Raw genomic sequence first — 23554 nt, forward strand, 5'->3', positions numbered from 1 at the left:
AAGTTGAATGATAGATTTTGGAGACATGAGGTAGGCTGCATACTAAAATTATCTTTCTCTGATCATAGGATCAATCATTCTGTGGTGTTCTCTAAAGCTGCTAGTTTGAAACGCTGCCCAGCCAATCAGCAAGAAATTCTTAATCCCTATTTTGACCATTTAATCACCCAACTGGCTACTTTTCAAATTCGTTAAGGTAAGTGAGTGCGAATAATTCCAGGTTTGTAGTCACGCTTATAGCTGCTTACTTAGAACCAATCTAATTGAATTTACATTACGTAACATAGTTTGATTTATTCTTGCCCACTTACCAAGATTAACTTTAGCGAATCGGCACGATAAATACTCTTGCTCAAGGGAAAACAACAATAGGATCGCCTGTATCCCAATCTCAAATCAAATTCTAAAAACAAGCTTAAATTTCTCTAAAGTATTATCTAACTTAACAAAATTTAATAAATATGGTTTCGGCATCGTATCAGAATGTGTAAAGGTATTTAATGATGTAAAAACTTAAATAATTCAAACTAATAAGGATTTAAAGTCTCTATGACTTCTCCTTTTTCAAAAAGATGTAAAGTTTTTTAACATCTGCTGAATTCCTTCTCATAAAATCTAGTTGTTAACTGGGAGATAGTTTAAATAGCTTTTAGACCAGCATCATGATTAGGATTTGCTAAATTCTGCCGTCAGTTGTCATAAACAAAGATATCTAACGCAATTTAAAAAAATAAAGTTTTACAAATGCTAGTCAGTAGCAAAAATAACTGACAACTGAGGTTAAATTCCACGCCCATAAGGGGTAGGATACTCAAAAATTTCATTTAATTTACGTTTTTAGGGAGATACTTTTATGTCACTGTGGGCTATTGATTCACCTAGTCTTGAACTGCATCCAAACACCAGCGAAAGTGAATTACAAACACTGATTCGAGCGGTTTACAAACAGGTTTTAGGGAATGCTCACTTGCTAGAAAGTGAGCGCCTAGCTACTGCGGAATCGCAATTGCGCGATCGCAAAATCAGTGTCCGCGAATTTGTCAACACTGTTGCCAAATCAGAACTCTATCAATCTCTGTTTTTCAGTTCTTCTTCCCAATATCGGTTCATTGAACTAAACTTCAAACACCTGCTAGGTCGTCCTCCTGCCGATCAAGCCGAAATTGCCGAACACGTTCGCATCTACAACGAACAGGGCTATGATGCTGAAATCGAATCCTATATCGATAGCGAAGAGTATCAGCAGAATTTTGGCGAGAATATTGTTCCTTATCCTCGCAGCACTAGCTCCCAAATCGGAATTAAGAATGTTACCTTTAACCGCACCTTTACCTTATTGAGAGGAGTAGCAAGCAGCGATAGCGATCGCAAAGCTAAACTAATCAGGGATATAGGTGCAAATTTACCCACATCTATCAAGCCTCCTGCTGCTGGTTCTAGTGTAAGCAGCACCAGCAAACGCTTCTTAATTAAGGCAGTCAAAGGTTCAGCTAGTCTCCGTACTCGTTTAGGCAACCTTGAATATGTAGTTAACTACAACCAACTGTCTGGACAAGTGCAAAATATTCATACAATGGGCGGCAAAATTATCAGTATTAGAGCTTGTCATGTAACAACCTTGCCTCTTTTGAGCTAGAAATGCCTTCTCAGTAAGCTTTCTAGATAATAAATTGTAAAAGTTGTTTCTTGACAGGCTCTTACTGAAGTTGCTTAAGTCGGTAAGTAGGCAGTGAGACTGGGGATAGAATAATAACCCTAACTCCTCAATACTGTTCGGTTAAAGGGGAAAGGAAAAAGGTTTTGAATACATCCTTTCCCCTTTACCCCTTGCCAATTTCCTAGACCAGAAGGAAAGTGAAAAATGCTTATCCGAACCGTATTGCCTAACTCCTAATTCCTAACTCAGCAGGGGCTAAAAGCCTTGCTATCCATGTACAGCACTCCCAAATGCAGTTTTAGTCAAGAAAGCTAGTATATAGACAGGGAGAATAACTATTTAGCCAAGATATTTCTTGGATTGTAGGCTACCTTTTAAAATCACTTTTCTAATGGAAATTACTGAATTTTTTGAACTTTCAATTGGGCGATGGCGATCGCAACGTAGCGGTCATCATTTAGCATTCGCTCACTTTGAACAAGTCCTATCTAACATTGACATTGAGTCTCTATCCACCGACGATCCGGCGGTATTAGCAATTTGTCAATTGTATGACACCGACCCCGGCAGTATCACTCACCCCTTTCGGATGACTTGGAAAGGTGAGTCAGACTGGGACGATAAACCAATCTCTGGTAGTACCGTGCTGGTGCCAATTCCAAATATAGAAAATCCTTCTAGGGGAAAACTCTTACGCGACCAAGGATACGCTGAGACAATCCCAGCAGTGGGTAAATACCACTTGAGTGAAGATGGGATTTTTACCCTGCTGACGGAGTATGAACACGCTGCTGCTGAAGAGCGAATTTGGTTTGCTACACCAAATCTGCGATTTCGGGTAGCGACAATTAAAACCAGTGATGGTAAAGGTGTGACAACAGCTTCCTTTTCTTCAGAGATTCGTTCTTTGTCTAGTTCAACCAGTTAGTAATATCAGGTTAAAACATAAAAGGAATCATCTAGTTTTGTCACTACTGAGGTTGAATTATGACAATAGCACCCAGTGAATCTAGCACCAACGCTAGTGATTTGCTCACCTTAGCCTCTTGGATGGCAGGAGATTTTAGCAACTACAAGCAATCTTTTGCCAATCCCCAACTTTACGCCCACATTCACATTTTTTTCCGTCCTTTACCGATTGAATTTTTTTCCGCCATCGGTTTTTATTCAGAACAAGCTTATGACCACGATTTATGGACACCCTACCGCCAGGGAGTACATAGACTGGTAGATTGTGGCGATCGCATTTATATCGAAAATTACAGCTTGAAAGACCAGATGCTTTATGCAGGTGCGGCTCGTGAATTAGATATCCTCAAAACCATCACCCCAGATTGTATCGAACGGCGTTATCACTGTTCGATGGTTTTCCAACGAGAGGGTGAAATGTTTCGGGGTAGCGTCGAACCGGGTAATCAATGTCTGATTAACCGCAATGGCTGCCAGACATATCTAGTCAGCGACGTAGAAATAACCGAGCATACTTGGATAAGTCTAGATAAAGGTATGGATATTGAAACCCACAAACAGATATGGGGATCAACTGCTGGCCCTTTGCGGTTTGAAAAACGGGAAAGTTTTGCTGATGAATTACTTGCAGTGAGAGCATTATGTTGATTCAGCTTGAATCTGTTAAATATAAAATGTTACCTCCACAGGCTGAAAAAAAGATGCGCTGTTGGATTCGTAGCCGCCACTTGATTTGTTCCGGTAACTTTTTTATATTCGAGACATTAGAATATACGACCATTGAAAGATTCTCTCAATGTGTCGCTTCTTTAGGAGGAACAGTAATATCCGTTGACCCCATTAATAAAATCTGGATGGGCGATCATCGCCAAGTAATTTTATATCAGGCTAAAGCTAGTTTACATACTCCTCATCATACTTTGAAACAATACTGGATAAAATACGGTGGTTTCTACACTAGATTTGATGAGCGTGCTTAGAGTGACTTTGCTACGAAAATCCTTTTGACATTTGAATTTTAAATACTCCCCAAGGGGATTGACGGCTAATTGTTAATGTTTAATTGCTAATTATTTACTATAATTAGCTGTTACTTGTTAACAGTTAGCCGTCTAAGTTTAGTAGAAATACGTACTCTATAAAAAATCTAATACTGATAGGTTTCAATACTTGTCGGGTTTTGGGGAATGAGGTTGCGGAAAAGGGGAAAGAAAAAACCTTTAACCTTTTCCCAAAACCCAATTCCGAGTTAAAAATCCAAAAACCGAGCAGTATTGACGTAGGTTTTACCTAACAAATAAATTTTTATTGATTATTCTTTGATGTTAAATAAACCTGCACTGTAAGGGCAATTCATGAATTACCCTACAGATATATTTTGCGTAATTTTTGTAAAATATTATACTATGCCGACAAGTATAAATTATCTCTAAGTGATGGTGCAATGTTTACGATGGGCAACGCCTACGCATTTTTGTGTCTTAAGACCACACCTTATGCAATATTAATTAACGATAACAAGAGAAAACTAAATATTTTTATTATAAATCATCACTAAATCCTTTGAGTAACTATTAATTTTTATTGAGAGTAAAATCTAGAAACGACAAATACATTTAAGTACAGAGAAAATAATATTTGTGGTTGATTGATAAGTCTTTGGCAATTTGGCAGCTAGTGATTAGAGTATTTTGATATATTGCAGAAATTACCAAGATGTTTTTACTTTTTATACAGAAGACGGGCTAGCGCCCGTCTTTTTTGTCGTTAATTATTTGGTATTTTTAGAAAAATATCCTATCAGGTTTGAGGATATTTGCACACATCCTATAGGAAGATGCCCTATGAATCTAATAATGAGTAAATTAATTCGGGATGTTGTTATGCACTGGATTTATATAGAGGTTTGGCTCACCGCCAAATCTTTTTTTATATCTCCAGAACTGACGCAAAAATCGCCAAAAAATTTAATTTATCAGATGGCTCTCTCGTCTGATATGCTATAGGCTCTATAATGTTTGTCTGCAAGCAAAATTAAAAACTAAAAGTACTCCGCAGAATGCCGATGGTAACTGAGTCACTATCTGGTGTATTACCAGGCTGCAAGAGATGAATTATTCCTGGTGTAATACTAATGTTATCTGTTAGCTGGAAACGATAAAATGCCTCAATTTGAGTGGTAGTCCCTGGTTGTCCACCTGCACGTCCTAAACCCGTATTAATAAAATCAGGGACATTATTCCCCACAGGTAGGTCACTACTGGTAATTTTCGGAGGTTGACCGACATAAATTCCCCCCAAATTTCCTTTAGCAAATAAATCAGGGAAATTCATAAACACCATATAATTCGTCGTTTCTACATTTCCCGATTGCCCAGGAATGTAAGATTTAGTATAACCACCCCACGCACCTGCGCTAATGCGAGGTGAAATTTGCCAAGTAACAGTCGCACCCACAGCATTAGTTTGCAAAGGTGCTGATTTTCCGGTAGTGGTATTAACTGTAGTTAAGCATTCATCACCAACAAAGGTTAGCAAACAACCATCCGAAGAATAATTATTGACGTAATATAAGCTTAAATCTAGAGTGTCAGTTGGTGTTAGCAGCAATTGCACACCAGTAGTTGTGGTTCCATCAAATAAACCGCTACTATTACCGGGATTTCCTGGTTGATAACTAGTATAAATTGCCTGTAAACTAGCGCGTTTAGCAAATTGCCAATCAATAGCTATACCGCCGTGACCGTATCCCATATTTAAAATTGGGTTTCTTTGGGCAAAAAAAGACAGAGGCCCTGTTGCAGCACTTTCTACCCGATTGGGGCCTCGGAAAGCAGCAGGCATACTTACGCCTTCTGTTCCCACCATTACTGCTAATTTATCCGTCACCAGCCAATGAAAATTGAGGTCACTTACAATCAAACTATCTGTAGGAAATTCGTAGCCAAGAAAAACATCATTTCTAGAAACACTATTGGTAAATCTAGGCGAAGTTGTTCCGTTACCATCTAAAAGACCTGTAAACAAGTAACTACTAGGAGTGATTTGACTAGTCAAATATAGTTGCGCTAGGGATATGACATTAATGTTTGTCCCTGCATCATCTGTATCTTTTTGTCCATCTCTAGGATTGACATCACCACGATTGCTAGTCCGTCCTTGAATACCAACTATTAGTAGTCCACTGAGTTTGGTTGTTGTTGAGAATTGGTTGGCTTCAAGTTCGCCAGTTTTGGCTTCTAAACTATCGACACGACCCCGCAAAGTTGCTAATTCAGGGGCAAATTCTGATTGCAATTTTTGTAATGTTGCTAAATCTTCGCGGGTAACTAAATCGCTAGTAGCTGTAGCGATTAATTCGTTGACTCTATCTAAACAAGCATTCACACCGGCGGCGAATTCATACCGAGTTAAAGCGCGATTACCGCGATAGCTACTATCTGGATACCCTGCTATACAACCATAGCGTTCCACCAAAGACTGTAATGCTTGGAATGCCCAATCATTGGGTTGTACGTCTTTGAGTTGAGAAACCGATGTAACTTGCGCCATCGGATTTATAGGGGAAAGGGGAGGAGAATTTAAATCTATACTCTCCTGCGCCTGAGTAGCTTCTGTATTGATGTACTCTTGTGCTGATGCTTTTTGTGCAACTCCATTTACTCCCGCAATTAGTAACCATGCGAGCATCCAGGTTTTGCAATGACTGCGGCTAATAAGTATACCTTTCAACTTTTTACACTCTGCTCACATACCTAAGTGAAGAGTGTATGCGCTATTGTCTAGCGTTCACATGGGAAAATTTACGGATTTTGTTCAAAATTAGACTTAATCTTTCTGGGCAACTTCTGAAAGGACGAGTATAACAGGGTATTGGGTATTGGGAACTAGGTACTGGGAATTAGGAAAGAGTTTTCTCAACGAAGAAACAGGGGGAAATGACCCCAACCGAGAGCCGTGAAGTAGAGCGGAACATGGGTCTGAATCACCCTTTCTGAATTGTCCCCCCTGCTCCCTTGCCTCTTTTTCAATCCCCAATCCTCAATTTTTAATCCCCAATCTATGGCAAATCGTCCACGTAAGCTGACACCAAAAGCCTCTAAACAAAATAAACCTCATACAGGTGTGATGAAACGCATCGTTAAAAAACCCCAGAAAAAGCTCAAAGGGGGAAGGTGGTTGTCGTCAACGCTAGCGATGTCTACGACGGGCTGCGCCTACGCAATTTTGTTGACTAGTGCTAGTCTAATTATGGTTTTCGCCTGGATTAGCGTTCTCTTCATCTTCAATCCAGACCAGGTAAGCTGGCTAAATAAAATTTTACCTGTATGGGCACAAATCCCCCTTGGGAACCACGAACGCCCCAAAACTCTCAAACAAATTCAACTCGATTTGAGTCAAAAAAACCAAATATTTGGCGAAACTCTGCCTTTACGTCAAGATGCGAAAGACTCTTTTTTACTCCCAGTTTGGCAACAGCGTGCTAATTGTCAATCTGATTGCAAAACACTTGTGGAACTCAGAGTTTACGAGCTATCAAAAGAGTTAGAGTTTAAATCTCAGTCCGAAAATTACTACTATCTAGCCACTCAATTACCTATAACTGGGCCAGAAGAATCCTCTGTGATTTCACCCTCATTTGATGAGACATCAGAACCCCAAGATATCAGTGTTCCCTTACCTTTAACTAAAGTGCAACGCTTTGACGGTGGGACACCATCACCAGGGGTTTGGTTTAATTTGCAGGGTCAACACCAACCAGGAACTGGTGCTTATGGTCAAGTTGTATACTACAATCCACAACGCACCAATTTACTACAAATGTTGTCTTGGGCAAGTCCCAACGGACAATTACCCAGATGGCAGCAGGTAACTGGTGATGGTACAAAAGAGTTAGTTGTCGATCAAACTATAGGTTTAGAACCGCACTTACAGGTTTACCAAGTTAAGCCTGTGAGGTTATTCCTCAAACCAATTGAATTAGAGGCGATTACTCTCAAATCAGCAGTCCTCAAAGATTCTGCATACCAAAATGCCCTGTCAATTGCCCGTAGTGGACTATGGACACCAGCTTTTGAGTGGTTGAAATTCATCAAGAAACAGCGCCAAGGAGTTTTTCCAGAGGTGGCGCAAGCGCAAATGGATTTGATTCGCTTGCATTCCCAACTTACTAAAACCCAAGCCCAGAAAAAATGGGCAAGTCCTAGTCAAGAAGTGTTAGCAAACTTGATTGATGGTCGTTGGGGGAAAGCATTACAGGTGTTTGAAGCGTCGCCACATAATACTCAAGAAATTGCTACTCTGCTCAAAGCCGATAAAAAACGGTTGTGGAATCGCACAGCCGCAGCGTTGCGGGTAAACCCAAATAGACTAGATGTGCAAGCTTGGTTTGCTTTGATTTTGGCTGTTCAGCAGGGAGAAGAACACGCTAATTCCTGGTTAAAGACGCAACTAAAAATTACAAAAGATAATCTTGTCTATATTCAAGGTCTATTAGCAAGACTCAATAGTGAAGGTGCAAAGTCGCAAATATCCTCTACTCACCCTAGTCAGATTGTTGGTACAGTGCAACCAATTACTCAAGTTACTAGCAGCGAGTGGCTGCAACCAAATTCCTCAGCAGACTTGAAACTCACTGATAATCAAGTTTGGTATCAGGTAGAGGTGAGTGCATTTAATGACGGTAAAAGCTGGCTAAATTCCCCCTTTGAGAATTTGAACCCATCCAAAACTGCCGCCGCCAAATTTTTCTGGAAAACTTTGGGAATCATTTCTGACCCAGAAATTCAGATTATAGTCTGGTTGCCAAATGGAGAACAAAAAATTACTATAGCCGCTATCAAAGCAGTGCAACTACAGGGTAAAGTTTTGCGCCTATTGGTTGCGGGCCCAAAAATTCCAGAGAATCAAAACGATGTTCTCCAACCCAAACCTCTAGCTTTGACAAATGCAGCACTGGAATGGGTACAACCATCTCCCATCACTCTACAAGAACTGCATCAACAAAATCCCCAAGGGGTGAAGGTAATATTATCGAGTGTGTGGCAATCTTTACAGCAATCTGGCGAAGTTGCGGCTGGTGCTATTCCTACCTTTGAGCAGATGCAGGAAAAGTTGGGTAATTGGCCCGTTCAAGTGATTGATTTAACAAATAATGCTCAACCAGAGATAATACTGACTATTTCAGCAGTAGCAATAGCATCCTTGAATCAGTCTTCACCTGAAATTCAGGCGGAAAACATAGAAGAACGCCGCGACCGGACTATAATTTTGTCTGATAAAAATCAAGTCATTTACAGTGATTTTACCAAAAATGACTTACAAAGACTCTCTGCGATCGCCAAGCTTTCAGACGTGCAATCTTTAGCTTTATTAGTTGAAAATGCTCATAACTACAGTCTGAGGCGCTGGTCAGAGAAAAATCAGCGCTTTGAATAGCACGCCCCCTAATCAAATTTAAATTAAAGAGGCACTGGCAATCGCTGTCTCCAAAATTGACTTATTCTTTTTGGTTAGTTTCAGCTAGACGTTGGTTCTTCAAGTTTTCCAACTGCTGCAACAGAGAGTCTACTTCTGCTTGTAAATTCATCAATTTAGCTTGCTGATCGTCTTGATAATAAGACTTGGTTAGCTTACTCACCCAGTTAGCCTGGGACTCGCGATCGGAAACACTAGATAAACAAGTAGGCATCGCTAATTAAATCCACAATTTAACTCACACCATTAGAAATATTATAATAATGCTCTTTTAAGCTTTATTAAAATATTGTATATTTTTCATCAATTACTCTAATGGTTTTTAGGTTCAATCATAAGAGACGGTGAGCATCATGGCTGTGTTCCAAACAGAACAGCGCCTTAAGTGTGCAAAGCTTCCGTCCACTTGACGGTACTTAGCAATACTTAAATTCATAGCCTGTCAATTATGTTTGTATGAATTATTATCGCCCTTTTTGGGTAATTTACGCACGAATTATATGTAGACTATATCAAGAATTCTGCTAAATTATGAAAATTGAGGGCTTACGCAGTATAGATTTCCCCAATCCCCTTAAAAATATACCTTTTTAATATCCACTCTTTTTGGCAGTAGTCTTGGGCAAGGACTCGTCCAAGGCTACTGCCAAGGAGAGACAGCACATTGCGTATTTAACTGGTATTCTAAATAAAAATGGCAAGTGAAACACCTGCACCACAAAAAATAATATTCTATAAGTAATATTCTTTTGGAACTAAAGGGCTGGGACAGGGCAAAGAAAAATTCACTTTCTTCCTCTTCCGCTTCCATCTGCCACTTTCTCTGATATCGAATCCTTAACATTAAGAAATTTTAAATCCTGTGACTTTGAGCCTGTCTGTTGCTAAATCTCATCGCCAACCCTGGCCCGGACTGATAGAAGCCTATCGCCAATACTTGCCTGTCAGTGAAAAAACCCCGGTGGTCACTCTTTTGGAAGGTAATACACCTTTAATACCAGTGCCAGCGATCGCAGAACGTATTGGCAGACAAGTACGGGTTTTTGTAAAATATGATGGTCTGAATCCTACCGGCAGCTTCAAAGACCGGGGGATGACTATGGCAATTTCCAAGGCCAAGGAAGCAGGAGCAAAAGCAGTAATTTGTGCCAGCACGGGTAACACCTCAGCCGCCGCCGCCGCTTATGCAAGGCGTGGAGGGATGAATGCCTTTGTATTAATTCCCGACGGTTATGTAGCGCTGGGCAAGTTAGCCCAAGCATTACTGTATGGTGCAGAAGTATTGGCAATTAAAGGTAATTTTGACCAAGCGCTAGAAATTGTCCGCGAAATGGCCGAAAGCTATCCAGTCACTTTGGTAAATTCGGTCAATCCCTACCGCCTAGAAGGGCAAAAAACTGGAGCCTTTGAAATCGTCGATGCACTGGGTGATGCCCCAGACTGGCTGTGTATCCCCGTAGGCAATGCGGGAAATATAACAGCATATTGGATGGGCTTTTGTCAATATCATCAAGATGGAAAGTGCGATCGCTTACCCCGAATGATGGGATTCCAAGCCGCAGGTGCAGCCCCATTAGTACACGGTCAGCCCGTGGCGCATCCCGAAACCCTAGCGACAGCAATTCGTATTGGCAACCCTGCTAGCTGGGAATTAGCGATCGCAGCCCAAACCGCCAGTCAGGGAAATTTCCATGCTGTTACCGATGCAGAAATTCTTGATGCTTATCGACTTTTAGCATCATCAGAAGGCATCTTCTGCGAACCTGCTAGCGCCGCTTCTGTAGCCGGATTATTGCAGGTAAAAGACCAAATTCCTACAGGGGCTACAGTGGTTTGTGTCCTCACAGGCAATGGTCTAAAAGACCCAGATACAGCCATTAAACACAATCACAGTCAATTTAAACAGGGGATTGCAGCAGAATTGGGCGCAGTCGCCGAGGCAATGGGATTTTAAGTAACCTGGAAATACAAGCGATCCTAATATCTAATTGAAAAATTGCTTAGGCAAAGCCCACCGGAGGTATCGCAACCAATATTTTTTAGTCTGGCGAGTGTCAAAATAATCCCAAATTGCCAAATGATTGAGATAGACGAATTCACACTAAGCAAGATGCAGCAAGGCAATCCACAATCAAAAATCTAAAATCTAAAATCCAAAATGGTATAATCCTAAAGAATTTTTAATCAACTGGTTGATCATTTTAATAATCATCAACAAAGAAAAAAAATACAATCCCCTAAATAAATTTATGGGGATTATTAATTTTGAATTTTAAATTTTGAATTTGGAGCGAAGCGACGTGACTCATTCTACTGATATTGCTACCTTAGCCCGATGGATGTCAGCTGACTTTAGTAATCAAGAACAAGCTTTTGAAAATCCGCCTTTTTATGCCCACATTCGTGTGTGTATCCGTCCCCTTCCCTTGGAATTGTTCTCAGGGGTAAGTTTGTTTCTCGAACAAGCCTATGATTTTATGCTCAATCAACCCTACCGGATGCGGGTAATGAAGTTGATTCCCGCAGAAAACCACATTGCTATTGAACACTACACCGTTAAAGAAGAACAAAAATTTTACGGTGCATCTCGTCAACCCGAACGCCTCAAAGAGTTGTCTGTTGACCAACTGGAAAAAATGTCAGGCTGCAACATGATTGTAGAGTGGACAGGTAAGAGCTTCAAAGGCAGAGTTGAACCTGGTAAAGGCTGTATTGTGGTTCGTGACGGCAAAAATACTTATTTAGATAACGAATTTGAGATTGACGCTAAAGAATTTTTCAGCCTCGACCGGGGAAGGGATTTAGACACTGATGAGCGTCTGTGGGGTTCCATCGCCGGGCCCTTTCACTTTGTCCGATGGGCTAATTTTGCCGATGAAGTCAAAGCTAATTAAGGCGCTAGATGCTCAAAGTAAGCCGTTTGTGGGTAGATGTTGATGAACGTCTATTTCACGATCTCCCCACTTACAACTGTTAATTTCTTGGTTGATATTCTTAAAAGTAGTATTGACTAGGTGGTATGGAACACGCTCCTAGCAAAGAAGCACAGGTTAAGTGCTAAATTATCACAGAAGTTTGGATTAGCGATCGCTAATCCAGATATAACGAAAACCTGGACAGCAACGCAAGACTAAAAGACTACCAGAAACATCTAGTTAACCCCCTATCTCTACCTCACAATCTTATGCTACTATTGTTAAACTGACGCTATTGCCTCCTTAAAATATCAAATCGTAGGCAAGCTTTATAGTGTCAATGTGGCGGCATAGCCAAGTGGTAAGGCAGAGGTCTGCAAAACCTCCACCCCCGGTTCAAATCCGGGTGCCGCCTTCAAATAAATATAAGCATTACAGGGCTTTGAAGCCCTTTTTTAATGGTAGTTATAGGGCTTGTTTCCAGAGCCTTCCAATATTTTTGGGGTAATTTTGGGTAGTTTGGGTAAAGAACTGGGGTAAAACTGGGGTAAAAATGTAAGGTAGAGGTTTTTACCCCAATAAGTAAAACTGGGGTAAAACTGGGGTAAAGTGGAAGGATAAAGGTCTTTACCCCAGTTAATCACCCTTATGGAATCTCAAAAATCTCAAAGTATTGCCCGTCGGGGTTCGGTGCAGATAAAGAACTCTAACGGCAGTCTCCAATTAGTTTTTTCTCATCCTATTATTACGCCCACTGGAGAGCTAAAAACCAAACGTTTCTATCTTTCAACAAGGCATGACGATACACCTTTTGGAAGACATCAAGCATCGGCTTTGGCGACAAAAATCCAGAGGGATATTGACTATGGAGAGTTTGATGCCAGTTTAGTTAAGTACAAACCAGCAGCATCATTAAGCACCGTTACCCCAATTACCCCAATTACCCCTTCACCTAACCCCCAACCAGACTTGGGAGAATTATGGGAAAAATACGCTGAGTTTAAAAAACCACAGGTTAGTCCTTCTACTTATGCGGTTGACTACCGCAAGTATCGCAATCACATTGCTAAGTTACCAACTAAAACTTTAGATGATGCGATCGCCATTCGAGACTATTTAGTTGCACATCTCAGTGCTAATGCAGCTAAACGTACTTTGACAAATATAAATGCTTGCTGTGATTGGGCACTCAAGAGTCAGCTAATTGAATCAAATCCCTTCCCAAGTATGGCAAAAGATATTCAAATACCGAAGTCAGAATCGGCAGAATATGAAATTAATCCCTTTACTAAGGAAGAACGGGATAGCATAATTCAAGCGTTCGAGGAGAGTAAGCTTTACAGCTACTATGCTCCTTTAGTCAAATTATTATTTTTTACTGGATGCAGACCATCAGAAGCGATCGCTCTACAATGGAAGCATATCAGTGATAAATACATTACCTTTGAGCAAGCAATTACCATCAGTACTAAAGGGTTAGCTCTGAAAGATGGATTAAAAACCCAAAGCCAAAGACGTTTTCCGATTAATAATCAGCAACGTGAAATTTTAAACTCTATCAAACCTGAAAACTGTAACCCAGATGATTTTATCTTTAGAAGCAAGAAAGGTGGCATAGTAGACTTTGGAGATTTTCTCAATCATGCCTGGAAAGGTTACAAAAATCATCATGGTACACATATAGATGGAATCGTAACTCAACTTGTAAAACAGGGTGTAGTAAGCGAATATCGCAAACCTTACCAATGCAGACACACTTTTATTACCCTTTGCCTAGAAGCTGATATTGATGCTAAAGATGTAGGAAGGTGGGTTGGAAACTCTCCAGAAATTATTTACAAGCATTACGCAGGTAATAAACGTAACCTACAGGTGCCAGAATTATAAATTTGTTGAATTAAAATATAGGCGATCGCCTACAAAGCAATTGTGTTAATCAGAAAATACGGTGATTTGATAAAAGTAGCTTTTGCATCGAATGCTGCTACTTATGATCACCTTGTCCATTAACTCTTAGCATTTGTGTAAATAACACAAAGACGCGATCGCGCTTTATTCGGTGTCTGCCTTTATACTGCCACCCAAATCAACGAAATAGGAAGATTGATTGTGAATTTTGCTCAAGCGATCGCTGCACTTGTATATTTGTAATTGAGGTAAAAGTAGCGATTAATGCCAGCTTGTCCACTTTTACCCCTAGTTAACCAATGGATCTGTATTTCCCTGACAAATCCATGCTCCCCAGTAAAAGGGATGTTCTAATGGTGTGTCTTTTTCTTGACAATCAATTTTACTATTTACTGATAACTCTTTGACCGCTAAAAGTTCCTTTAGCACTTCCAGACCCAAAGCTGATTCGCGCAATTGCTTAACTGTAATTGTACGTATATAATTCTGAGCAGAATGTAACGCCTCAGACCGACTCATGCCAGACTGCAAGTTATCAAAAAAACGCTCCATCAGTAAGGCAGTTACTTTGTCAGGAACAGACCATAGGCTCATTACCAGAGTTTTTGTACCTGCCACTGCAAAAGCACGCCGTAACCCAAATACACCTTCGCCAATTTTAATATCTCCTCTTGCAGTATCGCAGGCAGAAAGAACCGTCAATTCATTCGCCCACAAATCTAAACTGGCAATATCTTGGGCAAAAACAAAGCCTTTACCTGCTGCTTGAGGAAGTCTCCCACCAGCAAGCCAAGTATTAGCACCCGCTAACGCCAGCCCAGAACGCAACATGGGATTTTCTACCTTGGTTGTTCGCAGTCCTTCCATGTTTAATAGGTTGCGCCTGTTAGTGACTGGTTGCGCCTGGGAATCACTTTGGAATAAGCCATGAGTAGCAATTAGCATGATACTGGGACACCCGCTACTAGTCAGGCGGGTTTCTAGTGCTTCAGCACCTAAGTATAATTTGGCATCGGGCAGTTTTTTCGCCACACTTTCCCCCAAAAACCTTGTTCCTGGAGCGCGGAAAAAGCCTTTTGTGGTGAGAGTAGTAAGTAATTCTGGTATTTTTGGTGCTAGTGCATTGCCAGTTTCTTGATCTGTGGCTGCATCTGCTGTTAAATCAAAATCAGGATCGGCAATGATTAATGGTGCAGAAATAAAATCTGTCGGTAGCTGAACTTTGCTACGGAGAATTTCTCGCCCAACACTGAGATAACTGATGGTATATTCATCCATTAATAGACGTGAGCCTGTGGCATCAATCGGCAATATCTGAAATGGCACTAAGTTTAAATTACCATCGGGTGCAATGATAAGATGTTTGCAATCTTTCACACAGTCCCGGATGGGGTTAAACAGTGCTTGAGTTAGTTGCATAGCATCTGTAAAATTGTATGATTTGATGTGTAGTTTTGGTGTTTGACTACCTTTACCCCAGGCTAATGTGGGGTGAGTATAGTCGGATGCTTCTAAGCGAAAGGCAATAATTAGTCTGTCGATGGTATCAGCTGCGCCTAAATCTACCATCTGTACAGTATCTAGTTTTCCGGCTGTTAAGATAAATGCTAAATACCGTGCTGGATGCCATTGTGTTTCTCCATTGGCCGAAATTGCCTGAAAATCGAATAAGTCGAAACGGACAAACTCGACCAAAATTGAGTTAGGCGGTAATGCTGCGACGATCGCCTCACAATCAAAAACTTGCTCAGATAGCTGAATTTCTGGAACTTGTGCCGCTAATTGTTTTTGTAAGTTGTTATGTCTGTTTTGCAGTTGTCTCAAATTATCTTGGTATGTAGCTAAGTCATCTGTTTCGGGAACTGCAAAAGTAAGATGGATAATTTGATTGCTCAAATCGCGCAGTTGGCGGAATTTTTCTGTGAGTTGCGGGTAGCGGCCATTGTAAAATGCTTCATTTTGAGCCGCTAGAGCCGATGCAGTCAAGGCTTTGCGTTTAAGGACAAAATCGAATGCTGCAAGTTTTGCTTTATCTGAGTCAGCAAGATGGTTGCAGACTAGGGAAAGAAATAAGTCAAAGTTATTTCTGATTTTTTGCAGAAAGGCCAGGCGATCGCTTTCGGAACTAAAAGCGAATATATTACGAATAATCTTGTCATTAATGTTACTGGCTTCGATGCGATGACATAAAGCTTCATCTGGGCGGTTAGTCGCAGCTAACACCGTTGCGAGATTATTTAAGCTAAATGCAACATCAGGATGTTCATCTCCCAACAGGCGTTTTCTCATTGCCAAAGTTTCTACATACTTCTGTTGTGCTTCTTCATAGCGCCCCAGCGAAAAGTATAACTCTCCCAGATTATTCAGACTATTAGCGATTTGTGGGTGTTCTTCTCCTAATAATGACTTTCTCAGTCTCAATGTTTCTAAATGGAGTTCTTCTGCTTCTTGATAACGCCCTTGAAAATCATAAATAACCGCTAAGTTATTCATCGTACTTGCTACTTGTGGGTGTTCGTCACCAAAGGCGCTTTTAACAATAGCTAAGGCTGATAAAAATAAGGACTCTGCTTCTTGATATTTGAATTGAGCATGATATAATGCTGCTAAATTATTGAGAATCGCTGCTACGAATGGATGTCTTTCTCCTAAAAGATTTTTGGTCATCGCCAAAGATTCTAGATGCAGTTGTTCCGATTCAGAATATCGTCCTTGTAACCGATAAATAACTGCTATCTGGTTGAAAGTCAAGGCAATATCAGGATGCTCATTACCTAAGAGATTTTTTTGAATTTCTAGAGCTGATAAATATTTTTGTTCGGCTTGAGAATAATTTCCTTGTTCTTCATAAAGTCCTGCTAGATTGTTTAAAGCATCGGCAATTATGGGATGCTCTTTCCCTAATGAGCTTTCTAGTATTGGGAATACTTCTAAATATAGTTTTTCAGCTTCCAAATATCGCCCTTGGTAGGTGTAAATTACTGCCAGGATTTTTAAGCTATCAACAATATCAAACTCTTCAGAACTGAACAGTTGTTTTCTCAAAGAATAAGCTTCCAGAGCCTTTTTTTCAGCTAATAAATAACGCCCTTGAATCAGATAAAGTTCTGCTAAATTATCCAAGCCACTAGCAATATCAGGATGTTCATCACCTAGCAAGCGTTTTCTCATCGCCAAGGCTTCTAGATATTTTTGCTCGGATTCTAGGTAACGCCCCTGTTCTTGATAAGTTCCCCCCAGATTACTGAAGGTAGATGCTATGTATGGATGTTCTGAACCTAATATTTCTTTCCATCTATCTAAAACATCCAAATGCAGTTGTTCCGCTTCGAGATAACGTCCTTGAACATCGTACAATCTGGCCAAATTATTCAAGCTAACAGTAATATCAGGATGTAACTCTTCAAATAAGCGTTTTTTCATCGCCAAGGTTTCTAAGTGCATTTTTTCTGCTTCTTTATAGCGTCCAAGGGATGTGTAAATCGCTCCTAAATTAGTCAAAGTTTGAGCAATATCTGGATGTTCATCGCCAAACAGACGTTTTCGCATTCCTAAAACTTCTAAATGTACTTGTTCAGCTTTGAGATATTTTCCTTGTTCTCGATAAATCTCTGCCAAATTATTTAAATTAGTCGCAATTTGAAAATGCTCGGCTCCAAAAATACTTTTCCAAAGTTCCAGAGATTCTAAAAAATATTTTTCGGCTTGTGAGTAATTCCCTTGTGAATGGTAGAGTGCTGCTAGATTATTTAAAGATTGTGCAACATCAGGATGTTCTGAACCTAAGAGACTTTTTCTAATAGTTAACGCTTGTAAATACAAGGGATTGGCTTCTAAATAACATCCTTGTATACGATATAATTCTGCTAAATTATTCAAACTATCACAATATTCTGAATGCTCTGTTAGCTGCTGGCTTGACCCTAAGTTGACAGCTTGTTGGGCAATAATTATTGCTTGCTTTAAGTTTCCTTGTCCAGCAAGTTGCACAACCTGTAGGTTAAGTTGATTTAATTTTTTTAAGAGTTTTTTCATCTGCTAGTTCCAGATGTTTGTATATTTTTTAGTTTTGACTTTTCAATCAATTACTTATTTTACCTAAAATTGTTCATCATCAGTTTTCATACCCGTGAGGGGTAAAGGAATTAAAACTCTGTTACCAACTATTTTGACATTTTCAATATAGAAGTGGTTTCCATCCCCGTGAGGGGTAAAGGAATTAAAACTATTACAAACCAATGAAGTGGCTGGAGCAAGTCCTAAGAATGTTTCCATCCCCGTGAGGGGTAAAGGAATTAAAACATTGAAGATAACAGAGTGTTAGTTAAAGATTACTCGTTTAATGGGTAGGGCAGGGATATTGCTACCCCTTTCCCCCCGACAAACCGGACAAGCAAGTTAACCAAGCATCCGGCTTTAGCAAATCCTAGAGCTACCAAAGACTCAGTTCATCGTCGAGTTCAGAATTGGATTTCTGTACTAGAGAATGTATTTGTTGATGACAGTAATAATGCACTAATTCTAAATTAGCGTAACTATCGTTCCCACCTTGACGGCAAGGGATTTTATGGTGCTTTTGTATGGGTTCATCATTTAGTAATGATTCTCCACAGACAGGACACTTAAAATCTTGTTTTTGGGCAAGCTTCTGGTAACTAGGAATTAAACTTTTAGATTTAATATTCTGCCGATTTTCCCAATAAGATTTTAGCTCTGGGTCATCGGTAGAGTAAGCACCCTTAACCATTGGATGCCTCCTAATCTTGAACCAGCTAAACTTAAGTAAGTGTTTTCCTGTGTGCTTATTACCAAACACCCAGTAATCGCTTCTATCAAGATTTAGCCTTCCCCAATAACGACGGTTACACCAAGATTGATTTTTCTTGGCGTGCATTCTTTTGGCGTACCTTCTTTCCCTGACAAACATCCATCTATCTAGAGAACTGAATATTTGTGAGGAAACTACAGTCCGGTAATAGTTGGCTATGCCCCGAATAATTGGGTTTAGCTTGTCTATGACAAAATCAACACTACAGCTAGTATTATCCAGCCAAACTTGTTTGATTTTATTTCGGACATTCTGCAAAGATTCAATGCTAGGTTTGATTAATACTTTCCTACCTGTTTTGGTAGTGGAATCTGGGTATTGTCTGATATGAAAGCCTAAGAAGTTGAATCCATCCAATAGCCGTACTATGTGGGTTTTTGACTCTGATAGAGTTAGACCGCGAGTAAACATAAACTCTTGGAGGGTATCATGGGCTTTTACAGCATCTTCCCGACTTTTGCAGAACACCACCAAATCATCGGCGTAGCGTACAATACCTCGGTCGCCAATCGTATGACCGTTTTTATCGTACTTGATACCGAGGGCAGATTCCATACCATGCAAAGCTATATTCGCAAGTAGAGGTGAAATAATTCCACCTTGAGGTACTCCAGCATTGGTATTATGGAAAACACCTTTATCCACATATCCCGCATTCAACCATTGTTGGATTAATTTTCTGGCTGGAAAATTACCAATGGCATTAATTAGCGGTACATGAGAGATGTTATCAAAGCAACCTTCGATGTCCGCATCTAACACCCACTTTTTAGTGGAGTTTGCTTTTGACATTGAATGTATCCTTTCAATCGCATCATGGCATGACCTTCCAGGTCTAAAGCCGTAGGAAGTGCGCTCAAAGTGCGCTTCCCAATAGGGTTCCAAAGCATTTTTGACGATGGCTTGGAGACATCTATCGACGATGCAAGGTATTCCGAGAGGTCTTTGTTTTCCATTGGATTTACGGATATACACCCGCTTGACTGGTAACGGCTTCCAAGGAATAAATTTGGTGAGAATATCCACCAACAACCCTCTGGCTGCCGGGGTTTTTACCAGTAATCTATCTACCCCTGCTGTTTTACTGCCTTGGTTTAATTGCGTTACTCTTCTAACGGAAAGTAGTATATTAGAGTAGCTACGCATAAGTAGCTTTTGAAGGCTGCCAACCTTTTTCAAGTTACCGCCAGTGGTTGCCTTGAAAATTCTCTGTCTTAGTCGCCTAACTACTCGGAACGCGTTTCTCCAGTTGACGCTATTCCAGTCAGTAGTTCTTCCGGTTACGTTCACAATTTTTAATTGCACCTAACTTTTCCCGAAGAAGTTCGGTTTCCGTTGCATTAGACTTCAAGGGATTCACTCGCCACACGTCAGCACTCTTTCAAGTTAGCCATTTGACCTATCTGCTCAGTTATGATTTCCTGTTGCCTTTCGACATAGCAGCATTCGCTTCTTGTGGCATCTTACACCCACCGGGGAATTAAAGCTGGATTACTCCAATCTCTACTTAAAACATCGACCTAGTTAAAAGACCCCGTTGGGGTTCCTACGTATTACACGCGAGAGATACAACTAGCTTGGGTTCCCTCTATACACCGGGGGTTCAAGGTGTCTACTGATTCTGAGGATTGGGCAGAATCACTTTACCCCTTTTACCGTCTCAGCCGTTTTCGGTAATTCCTCTTCACGATGCCTCTACGAGGATTCACATCTGTTAACCCTGTCTAGTTTTACCCTAGCGCTTCACCTAACTGTGCGGCTTGCTGATGTCGCGCATTTTACCCTCTAGCTCTGAAACATCGCAGTTACCCGCAATGCCCCTTCGGGCGGGTACTGGCTTTTGACACTTGCCACGAGTTTTTCTGAGGAACTCACTCTCTACGTGCAACCGATAGTCGCACCCATCCCCGTGAGGGGTAAAGGAATTAAAACCCTGTTGGCTGGAATAGAAATGGTGATAACAGAAATGTTTCCATCCCCGTGAGGGGTAAAGGAATTAAAACCATGTTTATTGGGAGAGTAAAAAGTGTAATTATCAAGTTTCCATCCCCGTGAGGGGTAAAGGAATTAAAACTATTTCTCGGAATTTGTCCTTAGTATGGACAATTTATAGTTTCCATCCCCGTGAGGGGTAAAGGAATTAAAACTCTGCGCTTTATTGTTATCAGGCAAATTGACATTCCAAGTTTCCATCCCCGTGAGGGGTAAAGGAATTAAAACACATGTCCAAAAGGCACTTTGGTTTTCAGCAACTGGAGTTTCCATCCCCGTGAGGGGTAAAGGAATTAAAACATGGCACATACTGGACACAGTGCAGTGCAGAGGTAGGAGAATTGTTTCCATCCCCGTGAGGGGTAAAGGAATTAAAACAATAACGCTTTGAATCGGATTCAAAAACAGAATCCAGAAATGTTTCCATCCCCGTGAGGGGTAAAGGAATTAAAACAATTTCTACAGGTTTTTGTGAAACCGTTTGTCCCGGAGGTTTCCATCCCCGTGAGGGGTAAAGGAATTAAAACCGCTGATTCTTATACGGAGATTGGTTGCAAATAATTGTTTCCATCCCCGTGAGGGGTAAAGGAATTAAAACCTCAGATGCAATCAAGTATTGTCAGGGGGAAATACAGTTTCCATCCCCGTGAGGGGTAAAGGAATTAAAACCATTAGTTGATTTTGAGCTTCGAGGAAACAATGTTCCGTTTCCATCCCCGTGAGGGGTAAAGGAATTAAAACTCCACCCCTTCTCCCTCTTCTACAGGAGAGGTTAAGAAAAAGTTTCCATCCCCGTGAGGGGTAAAGGAATTAAAACCATTTTTGGCAGAGAACAACATTTTAGAACTCTGTGAAGTTTCCATCCCCGTGAGGGGTAAAGGAATTAAAACAAGTGAATGCTATTCGCTTCTTAACTTCCGCCTTGTTTCCATCCCCGTGAGGGGTAAAGGAATTAAAACCCGTAAAACTTCGAGATAACGAGGAGAACCTTAACAGTTTCCATCCCCGTGAGGGGTAAAGGAATTAAAACCCTACCCTTCTAGAAGCCTTATCCAGAGAGGGTTAGAGATAGCCATTTTAGCGGGGGGTCGAATTTAGCTGTCAACAAGCACAAATTATTGACAATTTGGGAATCATTTACCCTTGTCAAACTCTTACGCAGTAAGCGATTAGCGGGGGTCAACGAAATCATAAGGGTTTCAGGGATCGCTCTACCCCCGCTAAAAACTTACGTATGAAAAGTAAAACTAAGCACTTTCGCTTTTATTTTGAAACCTGATATTAAGTTTTCAAGGTTCTGTGGCTATTGAGCAGTAGTATAACAAACTACTTGAAGTTTTGAACGCCTAAACTATTAACTTTTTTATCGTGCAATAACCATGTAATCTGTATACCAAAGTTGATAGTCTCCGCGTTCGGTCACATATTTTAGTAACTCTATAAGATGACTTGCTTCTAGTTTCAAAACCTCATCATTCTCTTGCCGTAACCAGTCTAATGCAGGTACTTCCTTGGTAAGGACTGCGATAATTTCCTCCTTACCTGGTTCGCCTTCTATTGGGAAAGACGTTATTGGCGAACCTTCTTGAGGCAGAGTTGTCTTACCTGTATTTAAGTGCGGCTGGGGAGCAAAACACGAGGGACAAAAACACCATAGTTGTCCCGATGTATCTTTTTGCAATAGTACTAAATATCCAGGAGTCTCTAAGTTGACTTCAAAACGAATAAAGCTGCCTACCTGCACTGACTTTTCATAACGACTCGGTAAATTCTTCCCCCAACCTAGTGTTTCCTCTTTTACTAAGACTAGCCCCATTTGTTCAGTAGGAGAGCTTAATAATTGCAGTTGTTGCCAAAGCTTATCGAGGGGTGTGAGTTCTTGGGTTTCGGCTTCTTCACCAAATACAGCGATATCTTTCCAGTCTAAGTCCAGGAAAACACAAATCTCTTGGAAGTTTGTGCGATATATCGGTTTACTGTTGAGGAAATTATTAACAGTTGTGTAACCTAATCCTACCTCTATAGCAAAATCTGTTTGAGTTAAATTTCTGGCTTTTAATACCAATTTAATATGAAGCTGCATAGAAAAGAGCTTCTAGGATAAAGTTATAAGAAGAGACAGAAATTACTTGCTCAAATGTAAGTTGGTCGAATATCTCTTGGATACGTTCACGTAAAGCTTGTAAAGAAGAGAAAAGTTGATTTTTGAGAGGTTTCTTGAGAGCTTGCCAAAGCCTTTCGATAGGATTGAGTTCAGGAGCCGATGGTGGTTGAAATAAAGGAATAATATTCTCTGGCCAGCTAATCGCTGAACTTGTATGAGCCGGTGCTTGGTCAATCTGTAAAATTGCATAATCCGAGCCTAATTGCACAGATAGCCAATCCAAAAACTGTTGAAAACACTCGCCATCTAGTTTTGGATATTCATAAAGGAAATGATCTCCCGTCAATGGTTCAATTGCACCATAAATCCAAAAGTTTTCCCTCGGCCATATCACCTTAACAGTGGGCTTGACTCCAAAAGCTGTAATCACTTTTCCTGTAAGAGTTTTGAGTCCAACCCTAGTTTCATCCTGGCACAGGTAGCGAACACACTTGCCGGGTGCTAGATGTTTTTCTAGACAATTAAGAATGATTCCGAGTTTTTTTTAAATTCAGATACCAATTTCTCGTCTTGGTTATGGCTTTGAGGGCGAGGCACTTTTAGTTTTGCCCCTAACGCTCTTTTATTACTCTCGTGAGAGTATAATTAATTACTAAGAGTTTAACTTAGCAAGGGTATTTAATTGGGTTCAAGAACGGCTACCT

Annotated in this window: 15 protein-coding genes, 1 tRNA gene, 1 pseudogene and 1 CRISPR repeat array; of the genes and pseudogenes, 11 read left to right on the forward strand and 6 right to left on the reverse strand. The window is 40.5% G+C overall.

From position 1 onward, the window contains the following. The 6 genes and pseudogenes from V7K69_RS22555 to V7K69_RS22580 all read left to right on the forward strand — a co-directional run. Positions 1 to 195, forward strand: a pseudogene (locus tag V7K69_RS22555) (hypothetical protein); the annotation flags it as partial. Positions 196 to 853: 658 nt separating this feature from the next. Next, positions 854 to 1636, forward strand: coding sequence for a phycobilisome rod-core linker polypeptide (locus V7K69_RS22560; RefSeq protein WP_335038436.1), 783 nt, complete (start codon positions 854 to 856; stop codon positions 1634 to 1636). A 412-nt stretch (positions 1637 to 2048) separates the two neighbouring features. Further along, positions 2049 to 2585, forward strand: a complete 537-nt coding sequence (locus V7K69_RS22565; RefSeq protein ID WP_335038438.1) for a phycobiliprotein lyase — start codon at positions 2049 to 2051, stop codon at positions 2583 to 2585. A gap of 59 nt (positions 2586 to 2644) precedes the next feature. Next, positions 2645 to 3274 carry a chromophore lyase CpcT/CpeT gene (locus V7K69_RS22570; protein WP_335038440.1) on the forward strand — a complete coding sequence of 210 codons (630 nt, stop codon included), beginning with the start codon at positions 2645 to 2647 and terminating at the stop codon, positions 3272 to 3274. Between the two features lie 26 nt (positions 3275 to 3300). Further along, positions 3301 to 3606, forward strand: a complete 306-nt coding sequence (locus tag V7K69_RS22575) for a CpeR family transcriptional regulator (RefSeq protein ID WP_416209830.1) — start codon at positions 3301 to 3303, stop codon at positions 3604 to 3606. 864 nt (positions 3607 to 4470) lie between these two features. Continuing rightward, positions 4471 to 4632, forward strand: a complete 162-nt coding sequence (locus tag V7K69_RS22580; protein WP_335038442.1) for a hypothetical protein — start codon at positions 4471 to 4473, stop codon at positions 4630 to 4632. A gap of 28 nt (positions 4633 to 4660) precedes the next feature. Here V7K69_RS22580 and V7K69_RS22585 read toward each other — a convergent pair whose 3' ends face one another. Next, positions 4661 to 6316, reverse strand: a complete 1656-nt coding sequence (locus V7K69_RS22585; protein ID WP_335038444.1) for an iron uptake porin — start codon at positions 6314 to 6316, stop codon at positions 4661 to 4663. Positions 6317 to 6688: 372 nt separating this feature from the next. Here V7K69_RS22585 and V7K69_RS22590 point away from each other — a divergent pair, with 372 nt between their 5' ends. After that, positions 6689 to 9064, forward strand: a complete 2376-nt coding sequence (locus tag V7K69_RS22590) for a hypothetical protein (RefSeq protein ID WP_335038446.1) — start codon at positions 6689 to 6691, stop codon at positions 9062 to 9064. Positions 9065 to 9125: 61 nt separating this feature from the next. Here V7K69_RS22590 and V7K69_RS22595 read toward each other — a convergent pair whose 3' ends face one another. Then, positions 9126 to 9317, reverse strand: a complete 192-nt coding sequence (locus V7K69_RS22595) for a hypothetical protein (protein WP_334808656.1) — start codon at positions 9315 to 9317, stop codon at positions 9126 to 9128. Between the two features lie 648 nt (positions 9318 to 9965). On the opposite strand from V7K69_RS22595, the gene thrC reads away from it, so the two are divergent. From thrC to V7K69_RS22615, 4 genes are all read left to right on the forward strand, one after another. Then, positions 9966 to 11057, forward strand: coding sequence for a threonine synthase (gene thrC / locus V7K69_RS22600; protein WP_012407520.1), 1092 nt, complete (start codon positions 9966 to 9968; stop codon positions 11055 to 11057). A 346-nt stretch (positions 11058 to 11403) separates the two neighbouring features. Then, positions 11404 to 11997, forward strand: a complete 594-nt coding sequence (locus V7K69_RS22605; protein ID WP_335038449.1) for a chromophore lyase CpcT/CpeT — start codon at positions 11404 to 11406, stop codon at positions 11995 to 11997. A 365-nt stretch (positions 11998 to 12362) separates the two neighbouring features. After that, positions 12363 to 12433: transfer RNA gene (locus V7K69_RS22610), tRNA-Cys, on the forward strand. Positions 12434 to 12666: 233 nt separating this feature from the next. Then, entirely contained in the window at positions 12667 to 13905 is a 1239-nt protein-coding gene (locus V7K69_RS22615) for a tyrosine-type recombinase/integrase (protein ID WP_335038451.1), read from the forward strand. Positions 13906 to 14214: 309 nt separating this feature from the next. On the opposite strand, the gene V7K69_RS22620 is transcribed toward V7K69_RS22615, so the two are convergent. From V7K69_RS22620 to V7K69_RS22635, 4 genes are all read right to left on the reverse strand, one after another. After that, entirely contained in the window at positions 14215 to 17961 is a 3747-nt protein-coding gene (locus tag V7K69_RS22620) for a tetratricopeptide repeat protein (RefSeq protein ID WP_335038453.1), read from the reverse strand. A 397-nt stretch (positions 17962 to 18358) separates the two neighbouring features. Then, positions 18359 to 20059, reverse strand: coding sequence for a group II intron reverse transcriptase/maturase (gene ltrA, locus V7K69_RS22625; RefSeq protein WP_335038455.1), 1701 nt, complete (start codon positions 20057 to 20059; stop codon positions 18359 to 18361). A gap of 592 nt (positions 20060 to 20651) precedes the next feature. Continuing rightward, positions 20652 to 21776: a CRISPR direct-repeat array (repeat unit 35 nt; unit sequence GTTTCCATCCCCGTGAGGGGTAAAGGAATTAAAAC). A gap of 333 nt (positions 21777 to 22109) precedes the next feature. Next, entirely contained in the window at positions 22110 to 22829 is a 720-nt protein-coding gene (locus V7K69_RS22630) for a DUF4384 domain-containing protein (protein WP_335038457.1), read from the reverse strand. Then, positions 22813 to 23382: an IS630 family transposase gene (locus tag V7K69_RS22635; protein ID WP_335038459.1), complete on the reverse strand. Its 570-nt coding sequence runs from the start codon at positions 23380 to 23382 to the stop codon at positions 22813 to 22815. Before V7K69_RS22635 ends, V7K69_RS22630 begins: the two co-directional genes overlap by 17 nt. Between the last annotated feature and the right edge of the window lie 172 nt (positions 23383 to 23554).

This window comes from Nostoc sp. (assembly GCF_036917775.1).
In the GTDB taxonomy this organism is placed as follows: domain Bacteria; phylum Cyanobacteriota; class Cyanobacteriia; order Cyanobacteriales; family Nostocaceae; genus Nostoc.

What these genes read in the sequence shown, in the direction of transcription:
- V7K69_RS22560 (WP_335038436.1), top strand. Translation starts at nt 854, where the DNA reads ATGTCACTGTGGGCTATTGATTCACCTAGTCTTGAACTGCATCCAAAC.
- V7K69_RS22565 (WP_335038438.1), top strand. Translation starts at nt 2,049, where the DNA reads ATGGAAATTACTGAATTTTTTGAACTTTCAATTGGGCGATGGCGATCG.
- V7K69_RS22570 (WP_335038440.1), top strand. Translation starts at nt 2,645, where the DNA reads ATGACAATAGCACCCAGTGAATCTAGCACCAACGCTAGTGATTTGCTC.
- V7K69_RS22575 (WP_416209830.1), top strand. Translation starts at nt 3,301, where the DNA reads ATGTTACCTCCACAGGCTGAAAAAAAGATGCGCTGTTGGATTCGTAGC.
- V7K69_RS22580 (WP_335038442.1), top strand. Translation starts at nt 4,471, where the DNA reads ATGAATCTAATAATGAGTAAATTAATTCGGGATGTTGTTATGCACTGG.
- V7K69_RS22585 (WP_335038444.1), bottom strand. Translation starts at nt 6,316, where the DNA reads ATGCTCGCATGGTTACTAATTGCGGGAGTAAATGGAGTTGCACAAAAA.
- V7K69_RS22590 (WP_335038446.1), top strand. Translation starts at nt 6,689, where the DNA reads ATGGCAAATCGTCCACGTAAGCTGACACCAAAAGCCTCTAAACAAAAT.
- V7K69_RS22595 (WP_334808656.1), bottom strand. Translation starts at nt 9,317, where the DNA reads ATGCCTACTTGTTTATCTAGTGTTTCCGATCGCGAGTCCCAGGCTAAC.
- V7K69_RS22615 (WP_335038451.1), top strand. Translation starts at nt 12,667, where the DNA reads ATGGAATCTCAAAAATCTCAAAGTATTGCCCGTCGGGGTTCGGTGCAG.
- V7K69_RS22620 (WP_335038453.1), bottom strand. Translation starts at nt 17,961, where the DNA reads ATGAAAAAACTCTTAAAAAAATTAAATCAACTTAACCTACAGGTTGTG.
- V7K69_RS22630 (WP_335038457.1), bottom strand. Translation starts at nt 22,829, where the DNA reads ATGCAGCTTCATATTAAATTGGTATTAAAAGCCAGAAATTTAACTCAA.